26 protein-coding genes, 1 tRNA gene and 1 riboswitch are annotated in these 24,680 nt (G+C 54.8%); of the genes, 15 read left to right on the top strand and 12 right to left on the bottom strand.

The genetic code is table 11. The features are described 5' to 3' along the window. Positions 1–442: 442 nt before the first annotated feature. The 4 genes from ACFSW5_RS20700 to ACFSW5_RS20685 all read right to left on the bottom strand — a co-directional run bounded on the left by ACFSW5_RS20700 (position 443) and on the right by ACFSW5_RS20685 (position 3,986). Positions 443–1,480, bottom strand: a complete 1,038-nt coding sequence (locus ACFSW5_RS20700) for a tyrosine-type recombinase/integrase (RefSeq protein ID WP_379277349.1) — start codon at positions 1,478–1,480, stop codon at positions 443–445. 122 nt (positions 1,481–1,602) lie between these two features. Then, positions 1,603–1,680, bottom strand: a tRNA-Arg gene (locus tag ACFSW5_RS20695). A gap of 139 nt (positions 1,681–1,819) precedes the next feature. After that, positions 1,820–2,542: an amino acid ABC transporter ATP-binding protein gene (locus ACFSW5_RS20690; RefSeq protein WP_379277345.1), complete on the bottom strand. Its 723-nt coding sequence runs from the start codon at positions 2,540–2,542 to the stop codon at positions 1,820–1,822. Beyond that, positions 2,535–3,986 carry an ABC transporter permease subunit gene (locus tag ACFSW5_RS20685; RefSeq protein WP_379277343.1) on the bottom strand — a complete coding sequence of 484 codons (1,452 nt, stop codon included), beginning with the start codon at positions 3,984–3,986 and terminating at the stop codon, positions 2,535–2,537. Before ACFSW5_RS20685 ends, ACFSW5_RS20690 begins: the two co-directional genes overlap by 8 nt. A gap of 425 nt (positions 3,987–4,411) precedes the next feature. Between ACFSW5_RS20685 and ACFSW5_RS20680 the strand changes: the two genes are divergently transcribed. Then, positions 4,412–4,564, top strand: coding sequence for a Spo0E family sporulation regulatory protein-aspartic acid phosphatase (locus ACFSW5_RS20680; protein WP_379277341.1), 153 nt, complete (start codon positions 4,412–4,414; stop codon positions 4,562–4,564). A gap of 2 nt (positions 4,565–4,566) precedes the next feature. On the opposite strand, the gene tadA is transcribed toward ACFSW5_RS20680, so the two are convergent. Further along, positions 4,567–5,031 carry a tRNA adenosine(34) deaminase TadA gene (tadA, locus tag ACFSW5_RS20675; RefSeq protein ID WP_379277338.1) on the bottom strand — a complete coding sequence of 155 codons (465 nt, stop codon included), beginning with the start codon at positions 5,029–5,031 and terminating at the stop codon, positions 4,567–4,569. 237 nt (positions 5,032–5,268) lie between these two features. On the opposite strand from tadA, the gene ACFSW5_RS20670 reads away from it, so the two are divergent. Then, a complete protein-coding gene (locus tag ACFSW5_RS20670) occupies positions 5,269–7,068 on the top strand; it encodes an ATP-binding protein (RefSeq protein ID WP_379277336.1) in 1,800 nt (599 codons plus the stop codon). A 32-nt stretch (positions 7,069–7,100) separates the two neighbouring features. Beyond that, positions 7,101–7,805 (top strand): 23S rRNA pseudouridine(2604) synthase RluF, encoded by a 705-nt coding sequence (gene rluF / locus ACFSW5_RS20665; RefSeq protein WP_379277333.1) that lies wholly within the window; start codon positions 7,101–7,103, stop codon positions 7,803–7,805. 99 nt (positions 7,806–7,904) lie between these two features. Here the strand turns inward: rluF and motB are convergent, their stop codons facing one another. Both motB and motA read right to left on the bottom strand, forming a co-directional pair. Further along, a complete protein-coding gene (motB, locus tag ACFSW5_RS20660; protein WP_379277330.1) occupies positions 7,905–8,702 on the bottom strand; it encodes a flagellar motor protein MotB in 798 nt (265 codons plus the stop codon). Then, positions 8,680–9,486 carry a flagellar motor stator protein MotA gene (gene motA / locus ACFSW5_RS20655; RefSeq protein WP_379277327.1) on the bottom strand — a complete coding sequence of 269 codons (807 nt, stop codon included), beginning with the start codon at positions 9,484–9,486 and terminating at the stop codon, positions 8,680–8,682. The genes motB and motA overlap by 23 nt, the downstream gene beginning before the upstream one ends. 178 nt (positions 9,487–9,664) lie before the next feature. Between motA and ACFSW5_RS20650 the strand changes: the two genes are divergently transcribed. After that, positions 9,665–9,958, top strand: coding sequence for a hypothetical protein (locus ACFSW5_RS20650; RefSeq protein WP_379277325.1), 294 nt, complete (start codon positions 9,665–9,667; stop codon positions 9,956–9,958). A 59-nt stretch (positions 9,959–10,017) separates the two neighbouring features. On the opposite strand, the gene ACFSW5_RS20645 is transcribed toward ACFSW5_RS20650, so the two are convergent. The 4 genes from ACFSW5_RS20645 to ACFSW5_RS20630 form a co-directional block, all read right to left on the bottom strand. After that, the gene (locus tag ACFSW5_RS20645) at positions 10,018–10,527 is read right to left on the bottom strand and encodes a GNAT family N-acetyltransferase (RefSeq protein ID WP_379277323.1); all 510 of its coding nucleotides are present in this window, start codon (positions 10,525–10,527) and stop codon (positions 10,018–10,020) included. 151 nt (positions 10,528–10,678) lie between these two features. After that, on the bottom strand, positions 10,679–11,149 hold the full coding sequence (locus tag ACFSW5_RS20640) for a C40 family peptidase (RefSeq protein WP_379277320.1): 471 nt from the start codon (positions 11,147–11,149) through the stop codon (positions 10,679–10,681). A gap of 3 nt (positions 11,150–11,152) precedes the next feature. Further along, a riboswitch (cyclic di-AMP (ydaO/yuaA leader) is annotated at positions 11,153–11,312 on the bottom strand. A 443-nt stretch (positions 11,313–11,755) separates the two neighbouring features. Beyond that, positions 11,756–12,577 (bottom strand): hypothetical protein, encoded by an 822-nt coding sequence (locus ACFSW5_RS20635; protein ID WP_379277317.1) that lies wholly within the window; start codon positions 12,575–12,577, stop codon positions 11,756–11,758. A gap of 36 nt (positions 12,578–12,613) precedes the next feature. Beyond that, on the bottom strand, positions 12,614–14,632 hold the full coding sequence (locus tag ACFSW5_RS20630; protein WP_379277314.1) for a M1 family metallopeptidase: 2,019 nt from the start codon (positions 14,630–14,632) through the stop codon (positions 12,614–12,616). A 104-nt stretch (positions 14,633–14,736) separates the two neighbouring features. Here ACFSW5_RS20630 and ACFSW5_RS20625 point away from each other — a divergent pair, with 104 nt between their 5' ends. The 6 genes from ACFSW5_RS20625 (at position 14,737) to ACFSW5_RS20600 (ending at position 19,524) form a co-directional block, all read left to right on the top strand. Beyond that, positions 14,737–15,249 carry a YwhD family protein gene (locus ACFSW5_RS20625; protein WP_379277311.1) on the top strand — a complete coding sequence of 171 codons (513 nt, stop codon included), beginning with the start codon at positions 14,737–14,739 and terminating at the stop codon, positions 15,247–15,249. Positions 15,250–16,016: 767 nt separating this feature from the next. Further along, entirely contained in the window at positions 16,017–16,430 is a 414-nt protein-coding gene (locus tag ACFSW5_RS20620) for a GntR family transcriptional regulator (RefSeq protein WP_379277309.1), read from the top strand. After that, the gene (locus tag ACFSW5_RS20615; protein WP_379277306.1) at positions 16,423–17,115 is read left to right on the top strand and encodes an ATP-binding cassette domain-containing protein; all 693 of its coding nucleotides are present in this window, start codon (positions 16,423–16,425) and stop codon (positions 17,113–17,115) included. The genes ACFSW5_RS20620 and ACFSW5_RS20615 overlap by 8 nt, the downstream gene beginning before the upstream one ends. Next, complete coding sequence (locus tag ACFSW5_RS20610; RefSeq protein WP_379277304.1) at positions 17,112–17,930, top strand: hypothetical protein; 819 nt, start codon at positions 17,112–17,114, stop codon at positions 17,928–17,930. Before ACFSW5_RS20615 ends, ACFSW5_RS20610 begins: the two co-directional genes overlap by 4 nt. Positions 17,931–17,944: 14 nt before the next feature. Beyond that, entirely contained in the window at positions 17,945–19,213 is a 1,269-nt protein-coding gene (locus tag ACFSW5_RS20605) for a hypothetical protein (protein ID WP_379277302.1), read from the top strand. Positions 19,214–19,239: 26 nt separating this feature from the next. Beyond that, on the top strand, positions 19,240–19,524 hold the full coding sequence (locus ACFSW5_RS20600) for a hypothetical protein (RefSeq protein WP_379277300.1): 285 nt from the start codon (positions 19,240–19,242) through the stop codon (positions 19,522–19,524). Between the two features lie 88 nt (positions 19,525–19,612). Here the strand turns inward: ACFSW5_RS20600 and ACFSW5_RS20595 are convergent, their stop codons facing one another. Continuing rightward, on the bottom strand, positions 19,613–20,179 hold the full coding sequence (locus ACFSW5_RS20595; RefSeq protein ID WP_379277296.1) for a tubby C-terminal domain-like protein: 567 nt from the start codon (positions 20,177–20,179) through the stop codon (positions 19,613–19,615). Between the two features lie 266 nt (positions 20,180–20,445). Here ACFSW5_RS20595 and ACFSW5_RS20590 point away from each other — a divergent pair, with 266 nt between their 5' ends. The 5 genes from ACFSW5_RS20590 (at position 20,446) to ACFSW5_RS20570 (ending at position 24,630) form a co-directional block, all read left to right on the top strand. Next, positions 20,446–20,979, top strand: coding sequence for an RNA polymerase sigma factor (locus tag ACFSW5_RS20590; RefSeq protein ID WP_379277294.1), 534 nt, complete (start codon positions 20,446–20,448; stop codon positions 20,977–20,979). After that, a complete protein-coding gene (locus ACFSW5_RS20585) occupies positions 20,976–21,557 on the top strand; it encodes a zf-HC2 domain-containing protein (protein WP_379277291.1) in 582 nt (193 codons plus the stop codon). Before ACFSW5_RS20590 ends, ACFSW5_RS20585 begins: the two co-directional genes overlap by 4 nt. A gap of 79 nt (positions 21,558–21,636) precedes the next feature. Next, positions 21,637–22,779, top strand: a complete 1,143-nt coding sequence (locus ACFSW5_RS20580; RefSeq protein ID WP_379277289.1) for a hypothetical protein — start codon at positions 21,637–21,639, stop codon at positions 22,777–22,779. Positions 22,780–23,001: 222 nt separating this feature from the next. Then, positions 23,002–23,514, top strand: a complete 513-nt coding sequence (locus ACFSW5_RS20575) for a TetR/AcrR family transcriptional regulator (RefSeq protein WP_379277287.1) — start codon at positions 23,002–23,004, stop codon at positions 23,512–23,514. Positions 23,515–23,676: 162 nt separating this feature from the next. Then, positions 23,677–24,630 (top strand): hypothetical protein, encoded by a 954-nt coding sequence (locus ACFSW5_RS20570; protein ID WP_379277284.1) that lies wholly within the window; start codon positions 23,677–23,679, stop codon positions 24,628–24,630. Positions 24,631–24,680 lie beyond the last annotated feature (50 nt).

Below are 24,680 nucleotides of genomic sequence, written 5' to 3'. Positions count from 1 at the left end.
GAACTTTTTCGGTTAACGTTGGGATACACGAATACGAATACGCCGCTTCACGCCTCAGACGCGCGACCCTCCGAAAATTTTTCATCCGCCAACGCGACGCGAAGGACACACGCTGCCAAACTCACGGGGTTACATGCGTATTTTTATGCGGTCGTATCCGCTCGATAAGCGCTGTATAACGTGCATAATCGTATGAAATCGTACGGATGGCGTAACGATGCGGCTTGCTGGCGCTCGTGATGGCGCACAGTCTACGTAACTGTCGGCGGTGCTGATGTATACGGATGCATAAACGGCTAGACTACGCCGGCCTCCAACGAAAGGGGGGCGGGGTATCCAAAACGGAGAGCCCTCGTCCTGGTGCCCGAAAAATCCGCGCAATTTTTAAAACTTTGGGGGTTAACGTTAAAGACGCCATACCCCGGAGGATATGACGTCAAGGTTATCGACGCTTATTAACGCGAGATAATCCGAGTCTCGTTAGCGGTGAAAATTGCGAATGTTGCTCGCGTGCGTGCTCATCGTTCATTTTGGCGTAGCCGCGTGTAGTCTCGATATTGGCGTGCGCAACAATCCGCTGTAACGTAAACAAGTCGCCGCCATTGAGTAAGAACATCGTACAGAAGTAGCTGCGGAATTGGTGCGGATGGGCGAGCGCCGGATCAACGCCGGCATTCTTCGCATGTTCCTTTAGACGTTTTCGGAAGTGGTCCGCCTTTAGAGGATCACCGTAATTTGCAACGAAAATATGATCCGTATCGAAATAACGTCGAGTCTCGTTCATTAACGTTAAGAGCTCGCGAGCAGCATCCGCAGACAACGGAACAACGCGCGGCTTCCGGTTTTTATTCATCCATGCCGGCAATTCGATACAACGCCCTTTTACGTCAATATGCTCCGTTGTTAGACGAAGCGCTTCGTTTATACGTAATCCACAGTCCGCAAGGAGAAACATCAACGTACGATCGCGCAGGCCGGCATACGTCGAAGTGTCCGGAGCAGCGAGCAGTTTGCGCAAATCATCGTCGCTAAACGTTTCTTTATCTTCTTTATCGAAGCGCGGCGCCTTAATATTACGGATAGGGTTAACCGTTATTACGCCCTCGCTAGATAGGAAATTAAAAAACGTTCGGATCGTCCGCAGCCGAAACGCGACGGTATACGGTGACAGCGTCTTTACCTCCTCGCGATTTTCAATTCCGCTATACTTCGGCTTGTTACTCATGTAATTCACATACTCACGGATATGCTCGGAGGTCACCTCATCAACGTTATTAACATGTGGATAACTTTCGGTCATCCAATCGTAGAAATAACGCCAGTTATCCGTATAATCATTCTCTAACGTACTCTCCCGCATTCCCTCCGCTTTCTTCGCGTTGAAAAACATATCGAATGCCTCGCGCAAGCTTAGCGATAAATTTGTACGCACTACATTCCGGTTTCCTTTTACGATCGAACGCCCTTTTCTCGGGTCCATAACGAAAAAACCTCCCACGCATAGTTATCGTAGGAGGACGTATGTAGACTGTGTGCCTTGCGTTGCCTATCCGGAACATTCAACGTAGGTAAAAACGTTGACATTACGCGGAAAAACGTAGATGGCGCGCCACGGTGGGACTCGAACCCACGACGCACAGTTTAGGAAACTGTCGCTCTATCCGGCTGAGCTACGGGCGCGCGGTAATCAATATTTTATCACGGGAAGCGTGTACGATGCAACCTCCCGCGAAACCGCGCCTTCAAGCACAAACAAATCGAAAAAAAGAGCATTCGCAGCCCGAGAAGGGCGGCAAATGCTCTTTTATTTGTGCCAATGTTACAGCACTTGCTCCAAAAACTGAATCGCGCGCTCGCTTTGCGGCCGTTCGAAAAAGTCGGACGGCTTCGCTTTTTCGATGAGCCGGCCTTGGTCGAGGAAGTAGATCGTGCCTGCCGCCTCGCGCGCGAATTTCATCTCGTGGGTGACGATCATCATCGTCATGCCGCTTCCCGCTAGGTCGCGGATGACGGCCAGCACTTCCTTGACCATCTCGGGGTCAAGCGCGGAGGTCGGCTCGTCGAACAGCATAATCTCCGGTTCCATGGCGAGGCTTCGCGCAATGGCGACGCGCTGCTTCTGCCCGCCGGACAGGCGCGCCGGATATACATCGGCTTTATCCTCCAGGCCCACCTTGCGGAGCAGCTCCAGCGCCTTCTGGCGGGTTTCCTCGTTGGAGAGGCCTTTCACCTTCCGCGGCGCGAACGTAATATTATCCATTACCGTCAAGTGCGGGAACAGGTTGAAATGCTGGAACACCATGCCGATCCCTTGCCGGATGCGGACGATGTCCGCTTTCGGATCGGTAATCGTCTTGCCGGCCACCGTAATGGTGCCGGAGGTTGGCGTCTCAAGCAGATTCAGACAACGCAGGAAGGTGGATTTGCCGGAGCCGGAAGGTCCGATCAGCGCGACGACCTCGCCGCGCTCCACCGTCGTCGTAATGCCTTTTAACACTTCATGCTTGCCGAACGATTTCGTAAGCTGTTGGACTTCAATCACTGCGGCGCAGCCTCCTTTCGAGCATTTTCGCCAGGGAAGTCAGAATAAGAACGAGCACGTAGTAGATGACGCCTGCGAAGATTAGCGCTTCGAAGGCGCGGTATTCCGACGCTTGAATAATGTTCGCGCGGCGCATAATATCTTGTACGCCGATCACGGATACGAGCGACGACTCCTTGAGAAGCGCGACGCATTCGTTGACGAGCGCGGGCAGGATGGTCCGCAGCGCCTGCGGCATAATGATGCGGATCATCGTCGTTTTGTACGGGATGCCAAGAGCCATCGCGGCTTCCCGCTGGCCGCGGTCGACGGCCAATATGCCGCCGCGGATCGTCTCGGACAGATAAGCGGCCGAGTTGAGGCCGAAGGCAAGTCCGGCGGACATAAGCGCCGAGATGTCGTAGCCGGTCAGCTGCGGCGTGGCGAAATAGATCAGCGTCAGCTGCAGCAGAAGCGGCGTGCCCCGGAATACCGAGGTATAAGCCGTCGCAAACCAGCGGAGCGGAGTTACTTTCGAAATTTTGAACAAGGTCAGAATAAAGCCCCAGATAAATCCGAACAAGGCGGAAACAATGGTGAAGAGCAGCGTTACATAAACGCCTTCCAGCATGTAAGGAACGTATCCTTTCAAAATGCCGAAGTCGAGAAACGCCTCGCTCCGCGTTTTGTCGTCATCGACGAACCATTTGTCAATAATGGCGTCCAGCTCGCCGGAAGCTTTCATCTCAGCCAGCTGCTCGTTGAACGCTTGCGTCAGCTCCGACCCTTTCGGGAACGCGATGGCATAGCCGTCGCCGCCGGCCGGCAAGTATTCGAGCGCAAGCCCGGAGTTGCTCCCGGCATATTCGGCCGCCACGGCGTCTTCGACGATGGCGGCGTCTATGCGGCCCGATTTCAATTCCTGGATCAGATCGGGAATTTTATTCAGGCGCGTTATTGTCGCATCCAGCCCTTCCACGGCTTGCTCCTGCGTGGAGCCGAGCTGGACGCCGACCCGTTTGCCCTGCAGCTCCTCCATCGATTTGAACGGCTTGTCTGCGCTCGAGACGATCGTATTCCGCGCCTGGTAATAATTGTCGGAGAAATCGACCGATTGCTTGCGCTCCTCGGTCACCGACATGCCGGACATGACGAAGTCGACCCGTTCCGTCTGCAAGGCGGCGATAAGGCCGTTAAAGTCCATGCTGCGTATTTCCAGCTCATACCCGAGCTTCTCGGTGATGGCTTTCGCGATGTCGATATCGAGCCCGATGATTTCGCCGCTGCCCTTGGCATCGACATCTTCATAAGGCGGATAATCGGGCGAGGTGCCCATGATAAGCGTGCTGCCCTCGGCAGCGGCCTTGCCTCCTTCTAGTCCCCCCGTCAGAGGAGTGAAGAGAAGGATCAATAGACAGGCCAGCATTGCTAGAATGCGAATGTAGCGTCTGTTTGGTTGGTTCATTTGTTGGCCCTCTCCTGTTTTCATTTGAAACGTCGGAATAGACGTTTGACGATGATTGTCGAATAATTATACATTTCTGCTCCACTATTATACCCAATTTTTCGAGGTTGTCGACATCTTTTGGACAGGGTCAAATAGGATAAAAGCACTACAAAACAGCGCCAAAGGCCGCCATTTGTCGAATAATAACTGAAAAATAACGGATGGCGTCGACAGAATTTTACAAAATCTATGCTATCCAAAGCGTATAATAGATTATAATTGAACTACATGATTGAGAAGAAACGACTTCGCCGTCTTAAGCGGGCAAACCCCGTTTCGCGGTGAAAGCGATATATAAGCCGGGTCTTGAGAAATCGCTTAAAGCCTTGCTTATATTTCAAGACAAGGAGCGTGCCCCAAAGCGATCTATGGACAAAGATACTTTGCTTAAACAACTTCAATCGCTGCGGCGGAAGCTTCATGAGATAGCCGAGGCACGCGGCAGCTTGACCGATCCCGAAGTCCTCGCCATTAGCGAAGAGGCCGACGAGCTGATCGTCGCCCTTCAACAATTGGAAAAAAATAAACAGCACTAAATTTAGCGCTGCCGCAATTTGCGGAAAAACTCGGTGAGCAGGGCGGAGCATTCGGCTTGAAGCACTCCGCTCGTCAGCTCCGTTTCATGATTGAAACGCGGTTCCTGCAGCAGGTTCATCAGCGTGCCGGCACAGCCTGCTTTCGGATCGTGGGTGCCGTAGACGACGCGTTTAATGCGGGATTGCACCAATGCTCCGGCACACATCGGACAGGGCTCCAGCGTAACGTACAGCGTACAGTCAAGCAAGCGCCAAGCGCCAATTCGCTCGCATGCTTCCCGGATGGCGACGATCTCCGCGTGCGCGGTAGGATCATGCCGAGTCTCTCTTAAGTTATACCCTTTCCCGATCACTTCTCCGTTACGCACGATGACGGCGCCGATGGGCACTTCGCCGAGCTGCTCCGCCTTGCGCGCTTCCGCTATCGCTTCACGCATCCAGGCTTGGTCTTCCTGTTCACGATACATATAGATTTGTCTCCCCTTGTTATTTGCTTTTGTACAACGAACAAATGCTCTGTTGTTAACATGAAGTGGATAACTCTGTGGATAAGTTGGAGTTTATCCCCTTAATTACGCACAATCCACAGGAAACTTTGTGGATATGTTGTTGATTATGTGAATAAATTGTGTGCAAAAACCTCGAATTCGTGGATATTTGCATATTTGGCAGAAGCGGATGCTGAAGTAAAGGATGTGCATAAGATGTCGTTTAAAACGAAGTTTTCAATCAGCATCTCAATGGTCGTCATGCTTCTCTTCATGCTCCTCATCATTTTGAACGAATATTCCATCGCCCGCAATATCCGTCAGTGGAACGAGAGGACGCTTCAGGAAGTCTCCGGACATGCGGCATCGTATCTTGCCGGCGCCGATACGGACGAGAAGAAGCGGGAGCTGGCCGCGACGCTCGAGGAGATGGTGCGAGGCATCAAGCCCAATATTAGGGAAATGGCGCTGCTTAACCCTTCGGCCTCGCGAGTCCTATACGGGTCCGGCCGGTACTTCGAACCGGCAGACGGTTATTATTCCGGGTTTCGGACGGACTCGGGCTTCCGGGTCCGGCAGACGAAGCTGAATAACAGCTATTATGTCAAAAGCTACTATACCGACGCAAGCATCGCGCCGTATACGATTATGACCGTTTACGACGTAAGCGAAATACGGAATGCGCTGGAGGTCAGACTTCATGGCTATATGCTCGTCTTCGGGGCGTCCACGCTGTTTATTTTGTTATGCAGTTACGGCATTTCCGCCTTTATGCTGCGGCCGCTCAAGCAAATATTGTGGAAGGTGAACGAGGTGTCGCTCGGCCGCTTCCAAACGGTCATCAAGGTGAAAGGCAGCGACGAATTCGGCCTCCTTGCGCTGAAGGTCAACGCGATGTCGCAGAACTTAAGCATTTATATGGACAAGCTCCGCAATGCGTTTGAAGAGAACCGCCGAATGAAAGAATACTTGGAATCGTTTATTAACCATACGAGCGACGCGATCCATGTGGAGGATCTGCAGGGCAACGTCATCCAGGTGAATCAAGCCTTCGAGAAGCTGTTCGAATACCGCGCGGAAGAGGCGCTCGGCAGCAAGCTGGAGCTTGTGCCGGATTCGAACAAAATCGAAACCAGGCTGATCAAGGAGTCGCTCCAGGCCGGCAAGGTCGTGCCTGCCCAGGAAACGGTGCGCGTGTCGAAATCGGGCGAAGTCATTCCCGTCAGCGTGACCGTCTCGGCCATCCGCGATTCGTCGGGCACGATTCAGGGATTCGCCAGCATCACGAGAGATATGAGGAGCCGCAACAAAATGGAGGAGCTGCTCAAGCGGTCGGAGAAGCTAACGATGGTCGGCGAGCTGGCGGCCGGAGTCGCCCATGAAATCCGCAACCCGCTTACGACGCTGCGCGGGTTTCTTCAAATGCAGCGCCAGATGAAAACCGTAAACGTCGAGCATACCGACTTGATGTTATCCGAGCTGGACCGGATTAATCTGATCGTCGGCGAGTTTCTCATTCTGGCGAAGCCGCAGGCTTTCCGGATGCGGGACAGGGACGTCCGCACCGTCTTTAACGAAGTGCTGTCGCTGCTTGAGAGCGAAGCCCATCTGCATAATGTCATTTTCCGCAAATCGTTTGCGAACGAGCCTTGCATCGTGACTTGCGAGGACAACCAGCTGAAGCAAGTATTCATCAACGTGCTGAAGAACGCCATCGAGGCCATGCCGCGCGGAGGACGGGTCCATATCCATATCGCGGCGAAGCAAGGGCATGTCGTCATTACGATTACGGACGAGGGAGAAGGGATTCCGGAGGAGGTATTGGAGAAGATCGGCCAGCCTTTCGTCACGAGCAAGGAAAACGGCACCGGGCTCGGCATGATGATCAGCCAGCGGATTATTCACGGACATAACGGCACGCTGGACATCCAAAGCCAGCGCAACGTCGGAACGACGGTTACGATTACGCTTCCCGCTTTGAAAGATGAACGGGCGGACGTTATACTAGAAGCGTAATCGATTGAGGGTTCTACGGGGTGAAAATGACTTTGCGCATAAACAAATTTATTAGCGAAACCGGCTTTTGCTCCCGCCGGGAGGCGGACAAGCTGGTGGAAGCGGGCAGGGTGTCCATTAACGGCGAGACGGCCGTACTCGGAAGCCAGGCCGAGCCGGGCGACGATGTCCGCGTCGACGGCAAGCCGATCGGCGCCCACAAGAAGCATGTGTATATCGCGCTCAACAAGCCGGTGGGCATCACGAGTACGACGGAAGGGCATGTAGAAGGCAATATCGTCGACTACGTCGGGCATCCGGAGCGGATCTTTCCGATCGGCCGGCTGGACAAAGATTCGGAAGGGCTTATTCTGCTGACGAACGACGGCGACATCGTCAATCCGATATTAAGGTCCGAAGGCCGCCACGAGAAGGAATACGTCGTCACCGTCGACCGGCCCGTAACGCCGATGTTCGTGAAGGGCATGTCGGAAGGCGTCCGGGTGCTTGGCAGCATGACGCTTCCTTGCCAAGTGACGAAAGTTTCGGACAGAACGTTCCGCATTATTTTGACCGAGGGGCGCAATCGTCAAATCCGGAGAATGTGCGAAGCGTTCGGCTACCATGTCCGCAAGCTTCGGCGCATCCGCGTCATGAACATCCACCTGGGCGATCTGCCGTACGGCAAATGGCGCGATCTTACCGACAAGGAGAAAGCCGAGCTGTTTCGGCTGCTGAATTATAATCCTCAAGGGTAACGGTCTCTATGGCTGCGATCCTTCGGCTTCAACGCAAAAACGGTTCGTCCCTGTCGATGGACGAACCGTTTTTTGGCTTTGTAAGCGAACCGTTCCGCGTCATTTCGTTGCCGAAATTTGCTGCGTGTTGTTCGGATCGGTATATTTCCGCAATATCGATACCTCGACGCGGCGGTTTTTGGAGCGGCCTTCGGCCGTATCGTTCGTGGCGACCGGCCGGTATTCGCCGTAGCCGATGGCGCTGAACCTCTCCGGCTTCAGCTTGTTGTTCTGCAGCAAAATGTCCATGAACCGGATTGCGCGCGACGAGCTTAAATCCCAGTTCGATTTGAACTCGCTGGTCGCAATCGGCTGATTGTCGGTATGACCCGATACGACGATTTCATAATCGGTGTAATTTTGCAGCATGGCCGAGATCGCGTTCGCAAGCTCCTTCGATTCCGGCTTCACTTCGGCGCTGCCCGAAGAGAACAATGCGTTGTCGCTGATCGTAATCATCAGCTGCGATTGATTCAGCTTCGTCTCGAGCTCCGCCGACAGCCCGTGAGACGCGATATATTGGTCGATCTGCTTCTTCAGCTTCTCGAGATCCTCCTGCTCCTGCTTCATCAACGCTTCGCGCTCTTTCTCCGCCGCTTCGTCCTTGTCGTTCTCTTTGATATTGTCCGGATCTTCGCCGGTCCGGATTACCGCGGTATTCTCCAATATGCCGTTCCCTTGATTGAAGGTCATCTTGAACGCCTGACTCATTTCTTCGAATTTCTTCGCGTCCACGGAGCTCATGGCATACAACACGATGAATAGAGCAAGGAGAAGCGTCAGCAGGTCGGAATAAGGCAAGAGCCACGATTCGTCCTGATGCTCTTCATGTTCCTCATGCCTGTGCTTTTTGCTCAAATGTCGCTTCCTCCTTCTCCCGCATCTTCTCGCGTTCGGTCGGCGTCAGATAGACCGTAAGCTTCTGGCTGATGGCGATCGTCGATACGCCGGATTGGATGGACAGCAGCCCTTCCACCATCATAAGCCGCAATTCGATTTCCTTCTTGGAAATGCGCTTCAGCTTGTTCGACAGCGGATGCCACAGCACGTAGCCGGTAAAAATACCAAGCAGCGTCGCAATGAAGGCGGCCGCGATCGCATGGGACAGATGATCCATGCTGCTCATATCCCCGAGCGCGGCGATCAAGCCGACGACGGCGCCCAATACCCCGAGCGTCGGGGCGTACATCCCCGCCTGGGAGAAGATCAGCGCGCCGGCTTTGTGCCGGTTCTCCGTCGCGGCGATATCTTCAAGCAGCACGTCGCGGACAAAGTCCTGATCGTTGCCGTCGATGATCATGCGCATGCCGTTTTTCAGGAACGGATCCTCAATGTCGTCCACTTTCGCCTCCAATGCAAGAAGGCCTTCGCGACGCGTAATGGACGCCCATTCCATAAACTTGGCGATAAGCTCCTCGCGGGAGATCAGCTGCTGATTCGAAAACGCGATTTTGAGCAGCTTCGGGAAATTTTTCAGCTCCGACATGGGGAATGCCACGAACAAAGAAGCGGCGGTTCCCACTATAATAATAACGAAAGCGGCAGGGTTGATCAGATTTTCCAGACCGGCTCCTTTAAGCACCATGCCGCCCAGAAGCGCCGCTAATCCCAATACGATACCGATAATTGTTGATTTTTCCATAATACACCCCGTTTGGCCTCTAAAATTTCGACATCCACTACTTCTTTTATATATCGTCATGTACAAGGCGCGAGATTAGAGCAGCGAAAGGAAAACGGGAGGAAGGGCGTTAAAATTCGTCAAATGCGTTACAATGGTAAGAGAGGATTATGAATTTACGGTAAAGGCGGAGTGAAGGATGGGCGTTAGACACGCAAGAGAGTATTCGGATATTTTGAAGGACTTGACGGAGGCGGTAAGCACGATTACCCGAAGCTTTACGTTCTTCGATATGGAGCAGGAAGAATGGGAAGCGCTCGGGTCGTCCGAGCGGAAAGAGGTGATGGAAGCGCTCGCGGACGATGTGTTCTACGGCCTCGGCGAAGAGCCATCGATCGCGGTAGGCGACGGGCTTGTCACCTACCATCCGAAGCTTCATATTATCGAGGTGACGCAAGGCGACAACGTGCACCGGGTCGTTCGCCTCATCTGAACCGTCGGTAACGGTCCCGCAATAGGGAAGACCGGCCGGTTGGCCCGGAAGGCAGCACGCTACCTTCGCAGAGGCGGGTGGTACACCATGCAATGAAATTCCGCTTCTCCCTGCGGCGCCCGGCGCACATAAGTGTCGGTTACGGCGAACCCGGCTTTCTCGTAAGCGCGGATCGCTCTCGTATTCCAGGCGAGCACTTCAAGATCGATCTCGTGCTCGGGATGGCGGCGCAGCGCCTCCTCGGCCAGGAGTGCGGCCAGCAGCGGGCCTTTTCCTTGACCGCAACGGTCGGGCCGAAGGCCCATGCCAAGCCTCGTGACGCCGGCCATCGGGAATAACTGGGCGAAGCCAATCAGCTCGCCGCGGCCGTCCAGCACGGACCTGTACTGGGCTTCGCGCAAAGCGGGATCGCCGAACTCGATTCCTTCGCGTTCCATTCGCTCCCAAGCGGGCCAACGGTAGAAGTCGTAGAGCGGTTCATATCTCCATCGGCATATTTGCTCCGCATGCTCCCGTTCCATGGGAACCAGCAGCAGCTGCCGGTCTGCGGTTCGAACCGGGCCGTTCATGTTCGTATCACCTCGCAACGCCGGGGTTTGATTATAATATATCCGTGCCGAATAAACAGCATAAGCCGCAAAGGCTGCCGGAACGACAGCTTCTTTGCGGCTTATGCTGTTAGGCGCGTCGTTCTGTCGCCGGAAAGCGAAGAGACGGGCCTTATTTCGCGTCGGTAGCGTAGGTTTGGAAAGCTTCTTCGCTCAAGATACGGCGAGCGGTTACATAACGAGTCTTGTAGTAAGAATCGCTCAGTTTGCTGATCGTTACGCCCTTGCTGGAAGAGGCGTGGGCAAACTTGCCGTCTCCGACGTAAATGCCGACATGGGAAATGCCGCGTCCGTTCGTGTTGAAGAACACGAGATCGCCCGCGATCAGGTCGCTCTTGTCGACTTTCGTGCCTGCTTCGGCTTGCGAAGCGGACGTGCGAGGAAGTTCGATGCCCATCTTGTCGAAGATGAAGGTCGTGAACCCGGAGCAGTCGAATCCTTTCGCCGTAGTGCCTCCGCTCTTATACGGAGAGCCGATGACGTCGGCGATGTAGCCGTCCATCTTGGAGCTTGCGAAAATGCTGGTCGTCTGGAACGTCAGCAGCAAAGCAAGCCCGAAAAGCAATGCTGTCACTTTCTTCAATGATGAAACTCCTTCCGGTGCCGACGAGGTTAGCTGTGGGGTTCGGTTGAAGGTTCCCTATGATTCCCAAGACGCAATGCCATACAGTCAGGCCGCATCGAAATCAATTCACCCAAAGTGGTTCCCCCGTATTCCGTAAACGGAATTTTGGCGTTTTTTTAAACAATCTGAGAGTAATTATTCGTTTTTTTACCAACATCTCCTTCTTTCTGAGCGTATTTTTAATAATTCTCATGTTATCTTTTGACTGAAAAAATCGGATTTGTCCATATTATTCGGAAATATATCGAATGTTTCGCCCGATTGAAGCCGAGGTTGAAGCGCGATGCACGATGGCAGGCCAAAGCCGCGCAAACGCCGCGAAGCCTGCAAGGACAAGGGGTTTCGCTTAAAAGCTAGCTGGCCGGCTGCTTTATTGTTTAATGTTTTATGAGATTCGGGACGGATGTATGCCCCCGGATTTGACACGGAAAGCCAGGCGCAACGAAGAAACGCCCTCTTTCTGCCGAAAAAGGGCGCTTCTCACGAAAATATTAAAATGTTCTCATAAAATAGCGGACAGGATGATCGGGAGCGGGAAGGCTGACGAACGCCGGGGGTGAACGGTTAGGATTGAACGGGCTGGGGATGCAGGCTTTCGTATTGAGCGGCCAAGGTCCATACCTTCAGCAGCGTCCGGATGAAGGAATATCCCTGATGCAATATAAGGGCGAACAAACCGACCCAGAGCAGCGACACGAAGGTTGCGAGCAGGCCGGTCATCAGCGAGATGCCCCACATGGCAACCGTCAGCGCGGCGTAGGGCAGAAGGCGGCGAAGCGCCGTGCCTAGCGCCTGGAATGCGCCTGCGCCGGATACGACGCCGAATTGCATCGCCAGCGACAGCAAATGGAGCGCCACGCTCCACAGCAGCCATCCCGCCGCGCCGGGCGCAAGCTGGCTCGCGATTTCCGCGATCGAGCCGCTGCTCCGGAACGCTTGCGCCGCTTTGGGCGCGAGCCATAAGGCGGGGGCGGCCGTAAGCGCCATTTGCGCCAAATAAAGCAAGCCGACCGTGCGCCAGGAGCGGTGGATGCCTTCGAAGAAGCGGGTTCCTCCGTCGTCCCGGGCATGATGGATCGAATAGAGAAGCCCGGCGTTAAAGAGCGGCGTAAGCAGCATGCGCGCGGCGAGCAGGCCGCCGAGAAGCCACAGATAAGGCGTGGCGAGCGAGGTTTTCACCAGCTGGAACTGCGCTTCCGACAGAAAGATCGAAACGGCGTAATCGTTGGGAGCGGCCGCCGGCCAGCGCCGGAGGAGAGGCGTGACCGCCGATTCTACGTAACGGTACAGGAAAAATCCCCAAATCAGCTGGTATAAGAACAATAAGACGATGACGTACATGTGCTTGACGGCGATGCGCCATCCTTGCTTCATATAGCTCCTCATGCCTGCAAGAGCCTCCTTCTTGAAATATAAGGCGTTTTACCAGCTGAAGGCGCGAATAATGCTTTCAATGAGCTTGACGGCGCCAAGGCTCCATCTGATCCGCGCGGGATCGGCAACCTCCGCCAGCATAAAATTGTTAATATGCTTATTGTCGAGCACGTTCGTATGGTTCGGATCGACAACGGCCCAAGCGAGCGGCGATTCGGACACGACATCGTATTGGACATGCGTATCCTCGCCGTCCCATATTTTCGGCATCGTCGTGCCGTCTTTGAATTGCAGCACGATCGGGACCGCCCGTCCGATGCCCCCGTTGTTCCGGACAAGGACCGACGATTCATACATCTTCTTGCCGTCCTGCTCGACCGGGCGGACCTTGATCGATTCGACCGAATAGTCGGCCATGCGCCGGCCGTAGACGTAGGAGCTGAAGTATGGATTCCAGCTGTCTTTCGTAACCTGCTCGACGACGCGCTGAAAATCGCCGGTGGACGGATGCTTGAATTTGTATTTTTGGAAGTACGTTCGCAATATTTTTTGCATGCCTCTCTCGCCGGCGATTTTTTCGATGCCGAGGAGGACAAGCTTGGCCCGCAAATATACGTTTTCCGCGTATTGATCGCTGCTCCGGTACGACCAGGACACTTGCTTGAGCGGCTCCGGGTCGGTGATATAGCTGGCTTCCAGCGGCAAATTCGGGATGAGCCCGTAGACCGTCTCCATCACTTTGTCCTCGGCGTACGACGTGAAGCCTTCGTCCAGCCACGCTTCTTCGAATTCGTTGGAAGCGACCATGCCGTACCAGTATTGATGCCCGATCTCGTGCACGACCGTACGCTCCAGCTCGTAGCCCGGGGACGCTTTGTCCGCGGCCAGCGCAGTTACGAGCGTCGGGTATTCCATTCCGCCCGCGCCTCCGGCTCCTGCCGGCGGCACGACGACCGACAGCGTCGTATAAGGATATTCGCCGTACCATTGGGCGTATTTGGTCAAGGACGATTTGGCCGCATGCATGTAGCGGTCCTGCAGCTTGGCATGGGCGGGATCCATATACAGCTTGATCCGGACGCCCGGGATATGCGGCGTGGAGAGCGATTCCTCATAGTAGACGAAGTCCGGCGAGGCCGCCCAAGCGAAATCGTGGACGTCGTCCGCGTAGAACTGGTAATATTTTCGGCCGTCCTTCGTTTCGGATGCCTTCGTCTGAAAGCCGGTCGCCGCCACTTTATACGATTCGGGCACTCCGATGCGCACGCTGTAAATGCCGAAGTCGCTGTAAAACTCCGAGTTGCCGTGGTATTGGTGGACGTTCCAGCCTTCGCTCGTCCGGCCCCGGGTCCCCGACGTTTCGTAGGCGGCGATTTTCGGAAACCATTGGCCGGCCATGACGAATTGTCCGGAATAGCCCATCCGCGCGAAAACTTCCGGCAGCTTCACCTCGAAATTCATCTGCAGCGTCACGGAAGCTCCGGGAGCAACCGGCTCCGGCAGCCGAAGCTTGGCCAGCGTATAATCGTTTTCGTTGCCGTCGTCCGGACGCACGAAATGCAGCCGCGGCAGAAGGCTTTCACCCTGTTCGGTCGTCAACGACGTAAGCTTCATATAGCCGTAGCTGTCCGCGGTAGCCTTGTCCTCTCTGAGCCGTCCCCCCGATTCGCGCATGAAGGTCGTCTTGTCCGACAGGAAGGCGTTCGGGTACAGGTGAAAATACATTTCCGATACCGTTCTTCGGCCGGGATTCGTCCAAGTGACGGATTGCTGGCCTTGCAGCAGGTTGCCTTCCTCCAAATTAACGTTAATGTGGTATTCGCTGACCCGCTTGCTGAGCGCGACCGGCTGGGGCTGGGGCTGCATAATCGGCTCCTTCTCCGCAGGAGCGTTCGGCTTGGCGGGCTCCGAGGCGGCTGCCGGCTCCGCCGTCCCCGAAGCGTCAGGAGAGAACGCATACGTATACTGGGACTGCCAAGCCTCGCCGAAGCCTTGCCGAACCGACAGGACAAGCAAGACAGCCGAGACGGTTATGAAAGCGATTCGTTTGATTAAGCGTGGAGTCATTGAACGATTCCCTCCCGTTGACAAGCATCTACAGCATGTATATGTTTGCTTTTCCAAGATTATTAGCTAAAATGGAATTATTGTATGGGGAAGGTGTGAAGCGCATGGACCAGCAAGGTCAAGAACAACCGGAGAAAAAAAGATCATTGTCGCTCAACGTGGTGAGCAACAAACAACATAAAGGCTTCGGCGCGGGCTCCATCGACTTGAGCAACGTCGCTTGCGTGATCATCGACAACGGCGAGGCTTATATCGACGTGGGAGCGATGCACGCCAAAAGCAAAATCGAGCGCGGCATCAAGTTTTCGCCGAACAAAGAGGATACCCCGAACGGACGCAAATGCTGGATCGTCTGGGTGGCGGTCGACCGGAACGAGGAAGGCTCGTTCTACGGCGGTGCGACCGCATGCGAAATGCTGATCGATACGGAAGCGCGGCGCGGCTGGAAGATTCTCGCCGACCATGTGAACAAGCTCGATTACGCATTGAAGCGCAGATTTATTCTCGGCGACCTCGACTCGGCCGAGAAGGCGGCGCTGCGCAAGCTGCTTATGGAGCATAACGCCGAATGGTGGGAACGCTCGCCGGAGGAGCTGAAGCAAGCGCTCGAAGGATAAGAAAGCGCATCGTTTAACGTAAACCGTTTCAAGAGCTGTAGGGCTTTTGAAGCGGTTTTTTTGTTGACGCATTGCCGGCGGCCGGATGAAGAGAGCTCTTGGGTACTGGGGTTTTCGCGTCCTTATCGGCAGTATCCCCATGGCTCAGGAGAGCCGGCGAGAAGTGAGGGGGAAGCTTTTGGAGCAAGGGATCCGAGGGTTTTAGGTCCTTATCGTTAGTATCCCTACAGCTCAGGAAGAGCGGGCGGCAGGGGGACGACAGATAAGGAGATTTCTGAGCAAAAGGGATACCGTTTAGAAGGAGGCGCTGGGGTAGTTTTTGACGCCAAACTTCCGACGTTGTCCTGCAGGGACGAAAGCGCTCCATGCCAAACTTCTAACGTTGTTCCGCAGGGACAAAAGCGCTCCATTGATGTCAAACTTCCAGCGTTGTCCCGGAGGGACAAAAACGCTCCTTGCACGGTTGAACTAATAAGCTTCTCAGTTGTGTGGATCGTTATTCGTTTCGGGGTGTCCAGAGGGGCTGCGCCCCTTGGGGTCCCCCTTACGACAAGGGGGATTTAGGGGGTTGGGAGCCCTTTTAAGGGTTCGGGTTGATCTTTAGGGGGTTGGGAGCTCTTTGGTTGGGAGCCTTTGGTTGGGATCCCTTAGGTTTAAGGGTGTGGGATTTTGTTATTGACAGCAAGGTGTATTATCGACATAATACACATAGTGAGTGTATGAACCACGTAATACATACACTAAATACAGGAATGAGAGGTGCTCATATGTCAACAACCAGCGGATGGACCTCTATTCAGTTTAATGCCCGCGATCCGGTTTATTTGCAGGTGGTTCGGCATGTGAAGGAGCAGATCGCAACCGGCGGGCTAGAGGCCGGACAGCTGATACCGTCCCGGCGCGAGCTCGCGGCGCTGCTGAAAATTAATCCGAATACGGCCCAGAAAGCTTATAAGGAACTGGAGGAACAACGGTTGATTATAACAGAGGGGAATTCGCCAAGCCGCATTACGAGCGATAAAGAACTGCTGCGGCAAATCCGAATGCAGCTTATAAGCGAGGAGATCGAAGCGTTTATTTCCTCGATCCGCAAGATCAATGTCCCGGTGGACGAGCTGCTTGAGATCATTAAAACGAAGTATGAAGAAGGCTGCAAGCAAGGAGGGGAAAGCCGTGATTGAAGTGATCGATCTCTATAAGCGGTACCGGTTCCGTTCCGTGCTGAACGGCGTATCCTTCACGGCCGAGAAAGGAAAAATCACTTGCCTGATCGGCAATAACGGAGCGGGAAAATCGACCATACTGAAGGCAATAATGAAGATTACGCCGATCGGGCGGGGATCGATCCGTATCGACGGACAAGCTTCGACCGGCGGCAGTCTGTACAATAAGATCGCATTTGTTCCCGACCATCTGACGATGCCGGGAGGCATGAGCATCGACGAGGGGCTTCGCTTTATGGAAGACTTTTATCCTGCCTGGAACAAGGAACGCGCTGCCGAGCTGATGACGTTTTTCGGTTTGAACGGCAAGGACCGCATCGGCCAGCTGTCCAAAGGAACCGCGGCGAAATACAATCTGCTGCTTGGTCTCGCGCAAAATACCGACTATTTGCTGCTGGACGAGCCCTTTTCGGGCATTGACCTGTTCAGCAGGGAGCGGATTGCGGAGGTGTTCTCCAGCGAGATGATCGAAGGGAAGGGCGTCATCATGACGACGCATGAAATCGGCGAGATGGAGCACTTGATCGATTACGCGGTCCTGCTGAAGGACGGCAAGACGTCCCTTGCCTTCGATTGCGAACAGATGCGCAGCGAGCAAGGGAAATCGGTCATTGACGTCATGAGGGAGGTGTACCCGACTTGAGTCATTATTTGAAGCTTGTACATTTGGAAATCAGCCGCTTCCGTCTGGTCCTTCTGTCCTTGATGGTTCTAACGTTCGGATTCCAGACCGTCGGCATTATCGTAACCGTGAATAGAGAGCTTTCCATGCGGGCGGAAAATCCGCTTTACAACGGAGTGGATGGTTCGTTCGTGCCGGAAGGGACGCTGTCCTTCGCTTGGGCGGTTTATACCTCTAATTTCTGGTATTACATTCCGATTATGATCAGTCTCGTCGTTCTGCTCGCTTATATGCCGGCGATCTGGTACCGGGAATGGTTCGGACGAAATACGGTTATTTACCGGCTCCTCATGCTGCCGGGCGCAAGATTCCGCGTATATACCTCGAAGCTGACGGCTGTTCTTCTGTTCGTATTCGCGATGATCGGCTTTCAAATGCTTGTCCTGCCGGTTCAGGAAAGTATTTTCAACCTGATGGTTCCGTCCGCCGAACGGGTCGACACGTATCTGGAAGACGCGATTGCGGCGAACCAGTTGTTAAGCCTCTTTCTGCCGCGAAGCCTGGAGCAGTTCGTCTATTCTTACGGGCTCGGCATGATCGGCGTAACCGCCGTCTTTGCCGTTATTTTGCTCGAAAGAAGCTTCAGATGGCTGGGATTGCTGGCCGGCCTTGTATACTTGGCGGTGTGCTGGTTCGTTCTGCTGCTGCCGCTGCTGGACACCGGCTATTTTTATCCGATTGAATATTACTTCTTCGAGCTGGCGGCTTGCGCCCTGGTGCTGTGCGCTTCGGTCGGTCTGGGCGGCTGGCTGCTGGCCCGGAAGATTTCGGTATAAAGAGGAGGGGCAGAATGAAACGATATTGGTCATCTATACTCGTTGTGCTGCTGGTTGCGGCGGGAATCGCGACGTATGCTTTCGCGGGCGCAACGGATCATCTGCCGGAGTACAAGCTGGAAACGGTGCAAGGCGACCCCAAGGAAGCGGAAGGGTTCGCGTTGTCGGGCTTTTACGGCGGGAGAAAATATTCGGAATATATGAAGGTCGATACGAACGGTACTTGGTACGACAGCCGACACGAAAATATGCGCGAGATGCTGTTCGGGATGGACTGGCTGTATTCGAGAAGCGACGTGGCGGAGCTCGTTAGCAAGCATCGGAGCTTTATGCGGGGCAAGAAACAGCCGGAGCACTTGTACGCGGACGAGCAATCGGTCATTCATGTCAGCGAAGCATATGACAACGGCGGAGAAGGCGGCGGCAAAAAACTGACGCTGGAACTTTCGGTGCTTGACCGGTCGACGGGACAGGTGCAGCAATGGAAAACCGAGACGGAGGTCAACCTTTCCGGACCGTATCTGTACTCCTTCATTCAAGACGTTCAGCGGATCGGCGATGACGTTCACGTTATGGTGACGTATTTGACAAGGAACGACGAGCAGGCCTGGTTCGATTACCGTCTTGGCCTGACAAGCGGGGAGCTGCTGTCCGCTAACCCGGTCGGCTTAAGCGGCAACGATGAATCGGGCTCTCCGGCGGCAAGGATCGAGTCGGTCATGGCGCCCGATCTTCTGACGGATTCAAGCGAATACGTCGTATTGATCGCAAACGAAAGCTCTGACGAGCCGAAAAACGATCCCGTGCAAGACGGGCAAACCGCGAGAGTGGATGCCGATTCCGGCGAGCCTGAATCGGTCGAGAAATATTACAGCTATTCTTATCGGACGGGCAAAACGGCCGCCGTCCCGGAAAGCTTCACGAAGGAGACGAATGAAAGAGATCCGTCGTTTATGATTGTTTCCGGCAATGAGCTCATTCGGGCGCATCGCGGCGATAGCGGGGTCCGTATCGATCGTTACTCCTTGGAGGCGGAGAAACAAACCGTCAGCCTGCAAATCGCGGCGAAAGAGCTGGGCGGCGCCTCCATCGGGCAGATTCGGATGGAAGGGGACCGGGCTTACGTTCTGGTTCAGGGTTCAAGTCCGACGGCGGCCGTGCTGGACACCCGAAACGGCGAGCTTCTTTATTTGGGCAAGGCGGCCTACCAAGGTCCCGCGGAGCTTGAGGCGGATGAAATGAGCTATCTCGATTTGGATAATATCGAAATCAACGGCTATTAACGGATTGAAGGATGGGGAGACAAGGCATGCGCAAGCAATGGGAAGAAAAAATCGATACACTGCGGAGCATGGAAACGTACGGCTATCAAGTGGCTTATTATGTGCTGCAGGATCAGCGGCTGGCGGCCGAGGCGACCAAGGCGGCGCTCTCGGCCTTGTACCGCGATGATTCTTTCTTCAGCGCATGCCTTGAATTACGGCGAAAGAAGCTGCGCAGCCATATACGGACTGCCGCGCTTGCCGTACTGCTTAACCGCCGCGGTTCGCGCGTCGAAGCGGCTTATTCCGGACAGACGGACAACGTGTCTTGAATCATACGGTTCGGGGTCTAACTTTCTTGCATTTATCAATGAATCAGATATGGAGCCATGAAGGTTACGACTTCATGGCTCTCTGCTTCTATTTAGGCGAATGAAGATAAGTGTGGAATATTCCCAGAAACAACAGCTCATGCTCCTTGAATGCAGGGTCCACAAGCTTGAAACGGGCTTTGGCCGGGATCGTCAGCGTTTCTTTCCATTCCGCCAATACGTTCCCGCCCAGTTTGATCTGCCCCCAGTCCGTTAAAGGTTTTACAAGCTCATAGGTTCGATCTTGAAATTCAAAGCTTGTTTTCTCGCCCAGGTCAAATATCTTTTTATCGATTAAATGAATCCGGAACGTGCCTTCACAGGAACGATAAGCAACATCGTATTGTCTTCTCTTGATAAAGGTCCTGATCTGTTTCGCTTCGACTATTAAATTTCCCCCTTTGTCGGTCAGGCGGTAATCGGTAAACAATGCTCCTTCTGTTAAAATATCCAGCCATCTTATCAGAGGGTTGGGGTAAGTTCGTTGAATGTAGGCGACAACCTCGCCCTTTTCGTTCGAAATCTCCGACTCCTTCGTGGAATAGCGATTATATATTCTGTATGTAAACATGTCGTCGGCACTTTGTGTGCCGTCAGGAAATGAACCGTAAACCATCCAATCATCTCCATTTATAATAGTGGAAGTTTTGCTCCTCGGTGATTACTATATCCTGTTTTTGGAAAACGATAAATAGCTTCAGCCTCCGGAGTTCGATAATCCTCTACGGGTGGCGGCGTTTGGCGGTGCCGCAGCAATTCCGGGCAGCTTGGGCGAGCGTCGAAAAAAATTTGTTCGAAAGTGCAGGGGTGACGGTTTGAAGAAACGTCTATACATTCGGAAAGGGGGAGAGCGAGATTCGGGATGAAGAATGGGTCAGGTCCGTGTTGGATGGGGGGCCGGCGGCTTTCGAGCCGTTCGTGCAGGAATACGGGCCGCATATTTACCGAACGGTATTCGCGGTGCTGCGGTCGCGGCAGGATGCCGAAGACGTCATGCAGGAAGCGCTTCTGCAAATCTATCGCTCTCTCCCCAACTATAGGCACAACGGTCTCAAAACATGGTTGACCCGTATTGCCGTTAACAAAGCGATCGATTACAAGCGTTACAAGTCCCGCAGGCCGGAGCAGGCGGCGGATTTCGGGCAGCGGGAGCAAGCCGCCGGTATGGAGACTGAAGCCGGGGCGCCGCCGCCGGAAGAGGAGCTGCTCGAGAAGGAGCAGCGGAGCCGCATCAGGGAAAGGCTGAAGGAGCTCCCCGGCAATTACCGGGAGGTCCTTACGGCCTATTATATCGATGAAAAATCGTACGAGCAGATTGCCGGCGAGACGGGACTTGAGGCCAAAAGCGTGGAGTCCCGGCTTTACCGCGCAAGAAAGTGGATGAGACGGCACTTCCGGAAGGAGGATTTCGAATGAAAGATTGGCAGGATAGGATGGAAGCAAGCGGCGGCTCCCATATCGGGAGGAGGGCGATGGACATCTATGTCGCCGGCGGCATGGACGAGCGGGAGCGCGAACGCGTCGAAGCTCATTTGTCCGTTTGCGATCGTTGCTTATCCGTTTATATGGAGGCGCTTGATGCGGGGGCCGCGCCGGCTGAACGCCCGTCCGGGCGGCAAGGCCGCGGCGCTGTATATGCGGCGGATTCGGCGATGCCCGATATCGACGGTATCGCGAAGCGGGTGATCGGGATGCTGGAAGCGGAGCGGCCGTCGGGCGGCGCCTTGCCCAAGTCGAAGCGGGAGCGCCGCGGCCGGGCGCGCTGGCTGCAGCATCCGGCCGCGCACTTCGCAGCGGCGGCGGCTATTACGCTGCTGCTGATCGGCACCGGCGCGCTGGGCGGCCTCTCGGAGCGGCTCGCGATCATCGACCACGGATCGGTCCGGTATTTTGAACCGCAAGCGGGGCGCTCCCTTGAAGAAGGCTGGTCGGAGCGCATGCTGCACCGGACCGTTTCGTGGCTGGACGGCATTGAAGCCGAAAGATTCAACTAAGCGGATGCTTACGAAGCGAGTTTTGTTCGAAGCAGCCCACGAAGCAACGCTCACAAAACTTTTAGAAGGGAAGGTTCATATGAACAAAAATCCGATCGTCGCGTTTTTGTTGTCGTTTATACCCGGCGCCGGTCATGCGTACCTGGGGCGGCCGTTTCGCACGCTGCTGTACGGCGGCGGTTTTTTTGGCCCGATCGGGCTTCTGATGCTGCTCATGGTGAGCGGTAACGGAATTGGCGACGAGGGGGCGGCGTTATTCCTGTTCGCCTTGCTCATTGCTTTCGTCAACATGGTGGACATGATTGTCAGTTTGGTGAAGGGCATCGGGGCCGGGCCCTCCCCGGCAATGGAACCGCGTTTGTACCGCGACCCTCTCGAAGGAATCCAGGACGGTGCCGGCCATTACTATTATTCGGAGAGCGAGCGTCGCGAAAAGTATAACACGATACTGTTGTCGTTCATTCCGGGGCTCGGGCATATGAACAACGGGCTTATGCAGCGCGGAATAACGCTGATGGTCGCTTTTTTCGGCTTGTTCGCCGTTATCGTCTTTCTGAGCGTCGCGATGGATTCCGGCGTGCTGCTGGTGTTTCTTCTGCTGCTGCCGGTCATCTGGGCTTACGGCATATTCGACGCTTTGCAGCAGCTCGCCCGCAAGCAGCGCGGGGAGCCGGTCGACGACCGGCCGATCTTCGCCGATATTGAAGAGCATTTCGCCTACGGCAAAAAAAGCCGGGTGCTGGCTATGATGCTTTCCTTTTTTCCCGGCGCGGGGCATCTGTATCTCGGTTTGCAGAAACGGGGGCTGCAGTTGATGGCCGGATTTCTGCTGGCCGTTTATTTGATGGATGCTTTGCGGCTGACGCTCTTCTTGTTTATGATTCCGCTTATTATTTGCTTCGCCTTTTTCGATGCCGTTCAGCAGCTGTCGCGTTATGAACGAAGCGCGCTGGAGGACGAGCCGATCGCCTCCTTGCTGGTACCTTATCAGAAATGGCTTGGCGTCGGAATGGTCGGCTTCGGGGTTTATTATTTGCTCGACAGGGTCGTTGCCGATATCGCGAGCCGCTATATGCCGAATTGGTATGCCTCTTATCTCGAAATCAAATATATGATTCCGACGGCCATCGTCGCTTTCGTGATGATCGCTATCGGCCTTAGGATGCTGCTTGGCGGGCGGACCGGAGGCGCCAACCGGATGAGCCGGGACGGAGATCTGTAAAGAGCGGGATGAAAGTGAGGCGTCCGGCGGCCGGACGCCTCACGGGAATCGGAACGGTCTCACAGGCTTTCAGCTGCTTATCGTCCCGGCGTTTATCGCCGGGAGGAATGAAGGTCGAGAACAGATCGTGAGCCCCAAAAGGTGTCAAACGATTTGAAAATGTTGACATCGAGAGGAAAGGAGGATAATATTTATTTATCAATAAATAAAGGAGCAGCAAACGTGGCAGTCCGACAAGATCGAAAAGAACAGATTATGGACAAAGCAGTCGACGTATTCGCCGAACTCGGGTATTACAAAGCGACAACGGCACGGGTAGCGAAGGAAGCGGGCGTTACGCAGCCGTACGTGTTTCATTTTTTCGGCAGCAAGGAGGAGCTGTTCATCGCCGTCATCGATAGAGCCATCGTTCGCATCGCGGCAGCGTTTGAACGGGTCGAAGCGCCTGCCGATCAGCTGCTCGAGACGATGGGGAGCGCTTTCGAGGACATCATGGGCACTCACCGAGCGGAGACGCTGCTCGTCATGCAGGCGTACACGATCGCCGAACCGGCGATCCGCGACCATGTCCGGGAACGGTTCGCCAATATCCATGAAGCGGTGCTGCGGAAATTTACAGCAGCAGGATTGCCGGAGCCGAAGGCGGCGGCAAGCCAATTCATGGGTATGGGGTTTCTTATTACGGTGACGGAAGTGCTTGATTTGCCGCAGCTGCTTTGTTTTAAGGACAATTAGCGTGCCGAGCCTAATGGGCAGGCATGAGGATGCGGTTCGAGACGAGGCAGGGGTTATAGGCTGCGGCAATAGCAAGGTTACAAAAGGGCGGCGAAGACTGCCTTTTTTGTAGCCCATAAATTTATTTATTAATAAATAATTAATTAATGGGAGGCTTGAACGATGATGGTGAACAGAGGATTTATGCGTTTGGCGGTGCGGGGCGCAATACGTGCCTTTGCGGAGGAGAAGCTGCTGGCCTGGCTGGGCGCCCTCGGGCTTGTGCTGGCTGCCGGAATTGCCGTGTACATGGGCGTGTTCGGAGCTTTCGTGCCGCCGGAGGGAGATATCTCAAGCGCCTTTTCGTTCGATGCGGCGATCGGAATATTCATGCTGTCGATTGCCGCCATCCTGCCGGTGTCGGGCTTCGGCTCCCGGGCGCGGGCGGTTGTAAGATGGGTGTTCGTCCCGATTGTCGTTTATTCGTACGGAGTGGAGACGATTCAGCGTTTGCGGGGCGTTAATCCGCGTTTCTCGAACGGCTCGGTTGTCGACGCGGTTGCCGGAGGGGTATTCGGCCTTGCTTCTTTCGTGCTTATTATCGTGACGGCCGTCGTTGCCGTTTCCTTTTTCCGCCGGAAGCTTCTGGCCGAACGGCCGCTGCTTATCCTGGGCATCCGCTATTCGTTCCTATCGGTGATGCTGGGCTTTGCCTCCGGCTTGTGGATGATCGCGCTGAACGGGCGCTTCTCGGGTCCGGACGGCAACATTATCGTGCTGCACGGCCTTAGCTTCCACGCCCTGCAGGTTCTGCCGCTGCTTGGATGGCTGCTGGAGCGTACCGGCGCCGAAGCCCGGGCAGCCCGGATGCTGCTTCATCTAGGGAGCGCCGCCTGGATCGCGGCGGTAGCGGCCGTAGCCGTCCAGACTATAGCGGGACGCACCGTATTCGAATGGACGGCGCTGCCTGTGCTGGCGGGCGCAGGTCTGCTCGTCTGCCTGGCAGCGGTCGCGGCCGCAGCGGGCGCCGAGCTGCTAAAGCCGCATAACGCGGCGGCGTCTTCCTCTTCCGCCGGCTTGGAAGAGCGGCAGACGGGTTCGGCTTTGCTCCGGGATAAAGATCTATCCGGCGGGTAATCGCTCTATTCGTCTTCATCGTCAAACCTTACCTTAGTCCAGAGTCGGGA

This window comes from Paenibacillus thailandensis (assembly GCF_042685365.1).
In the GTDB taxonomy this organism is placed as follows: Bacteria; Bacillota; Bacilli; order Paenibacillales; family Paenibacillaceae; genus Paenibacillus_AP; species Paenibacillus_AP thailandensis.
This window is presented reverse-complemented; position numbering and strand designations above follow the sequence as displayed.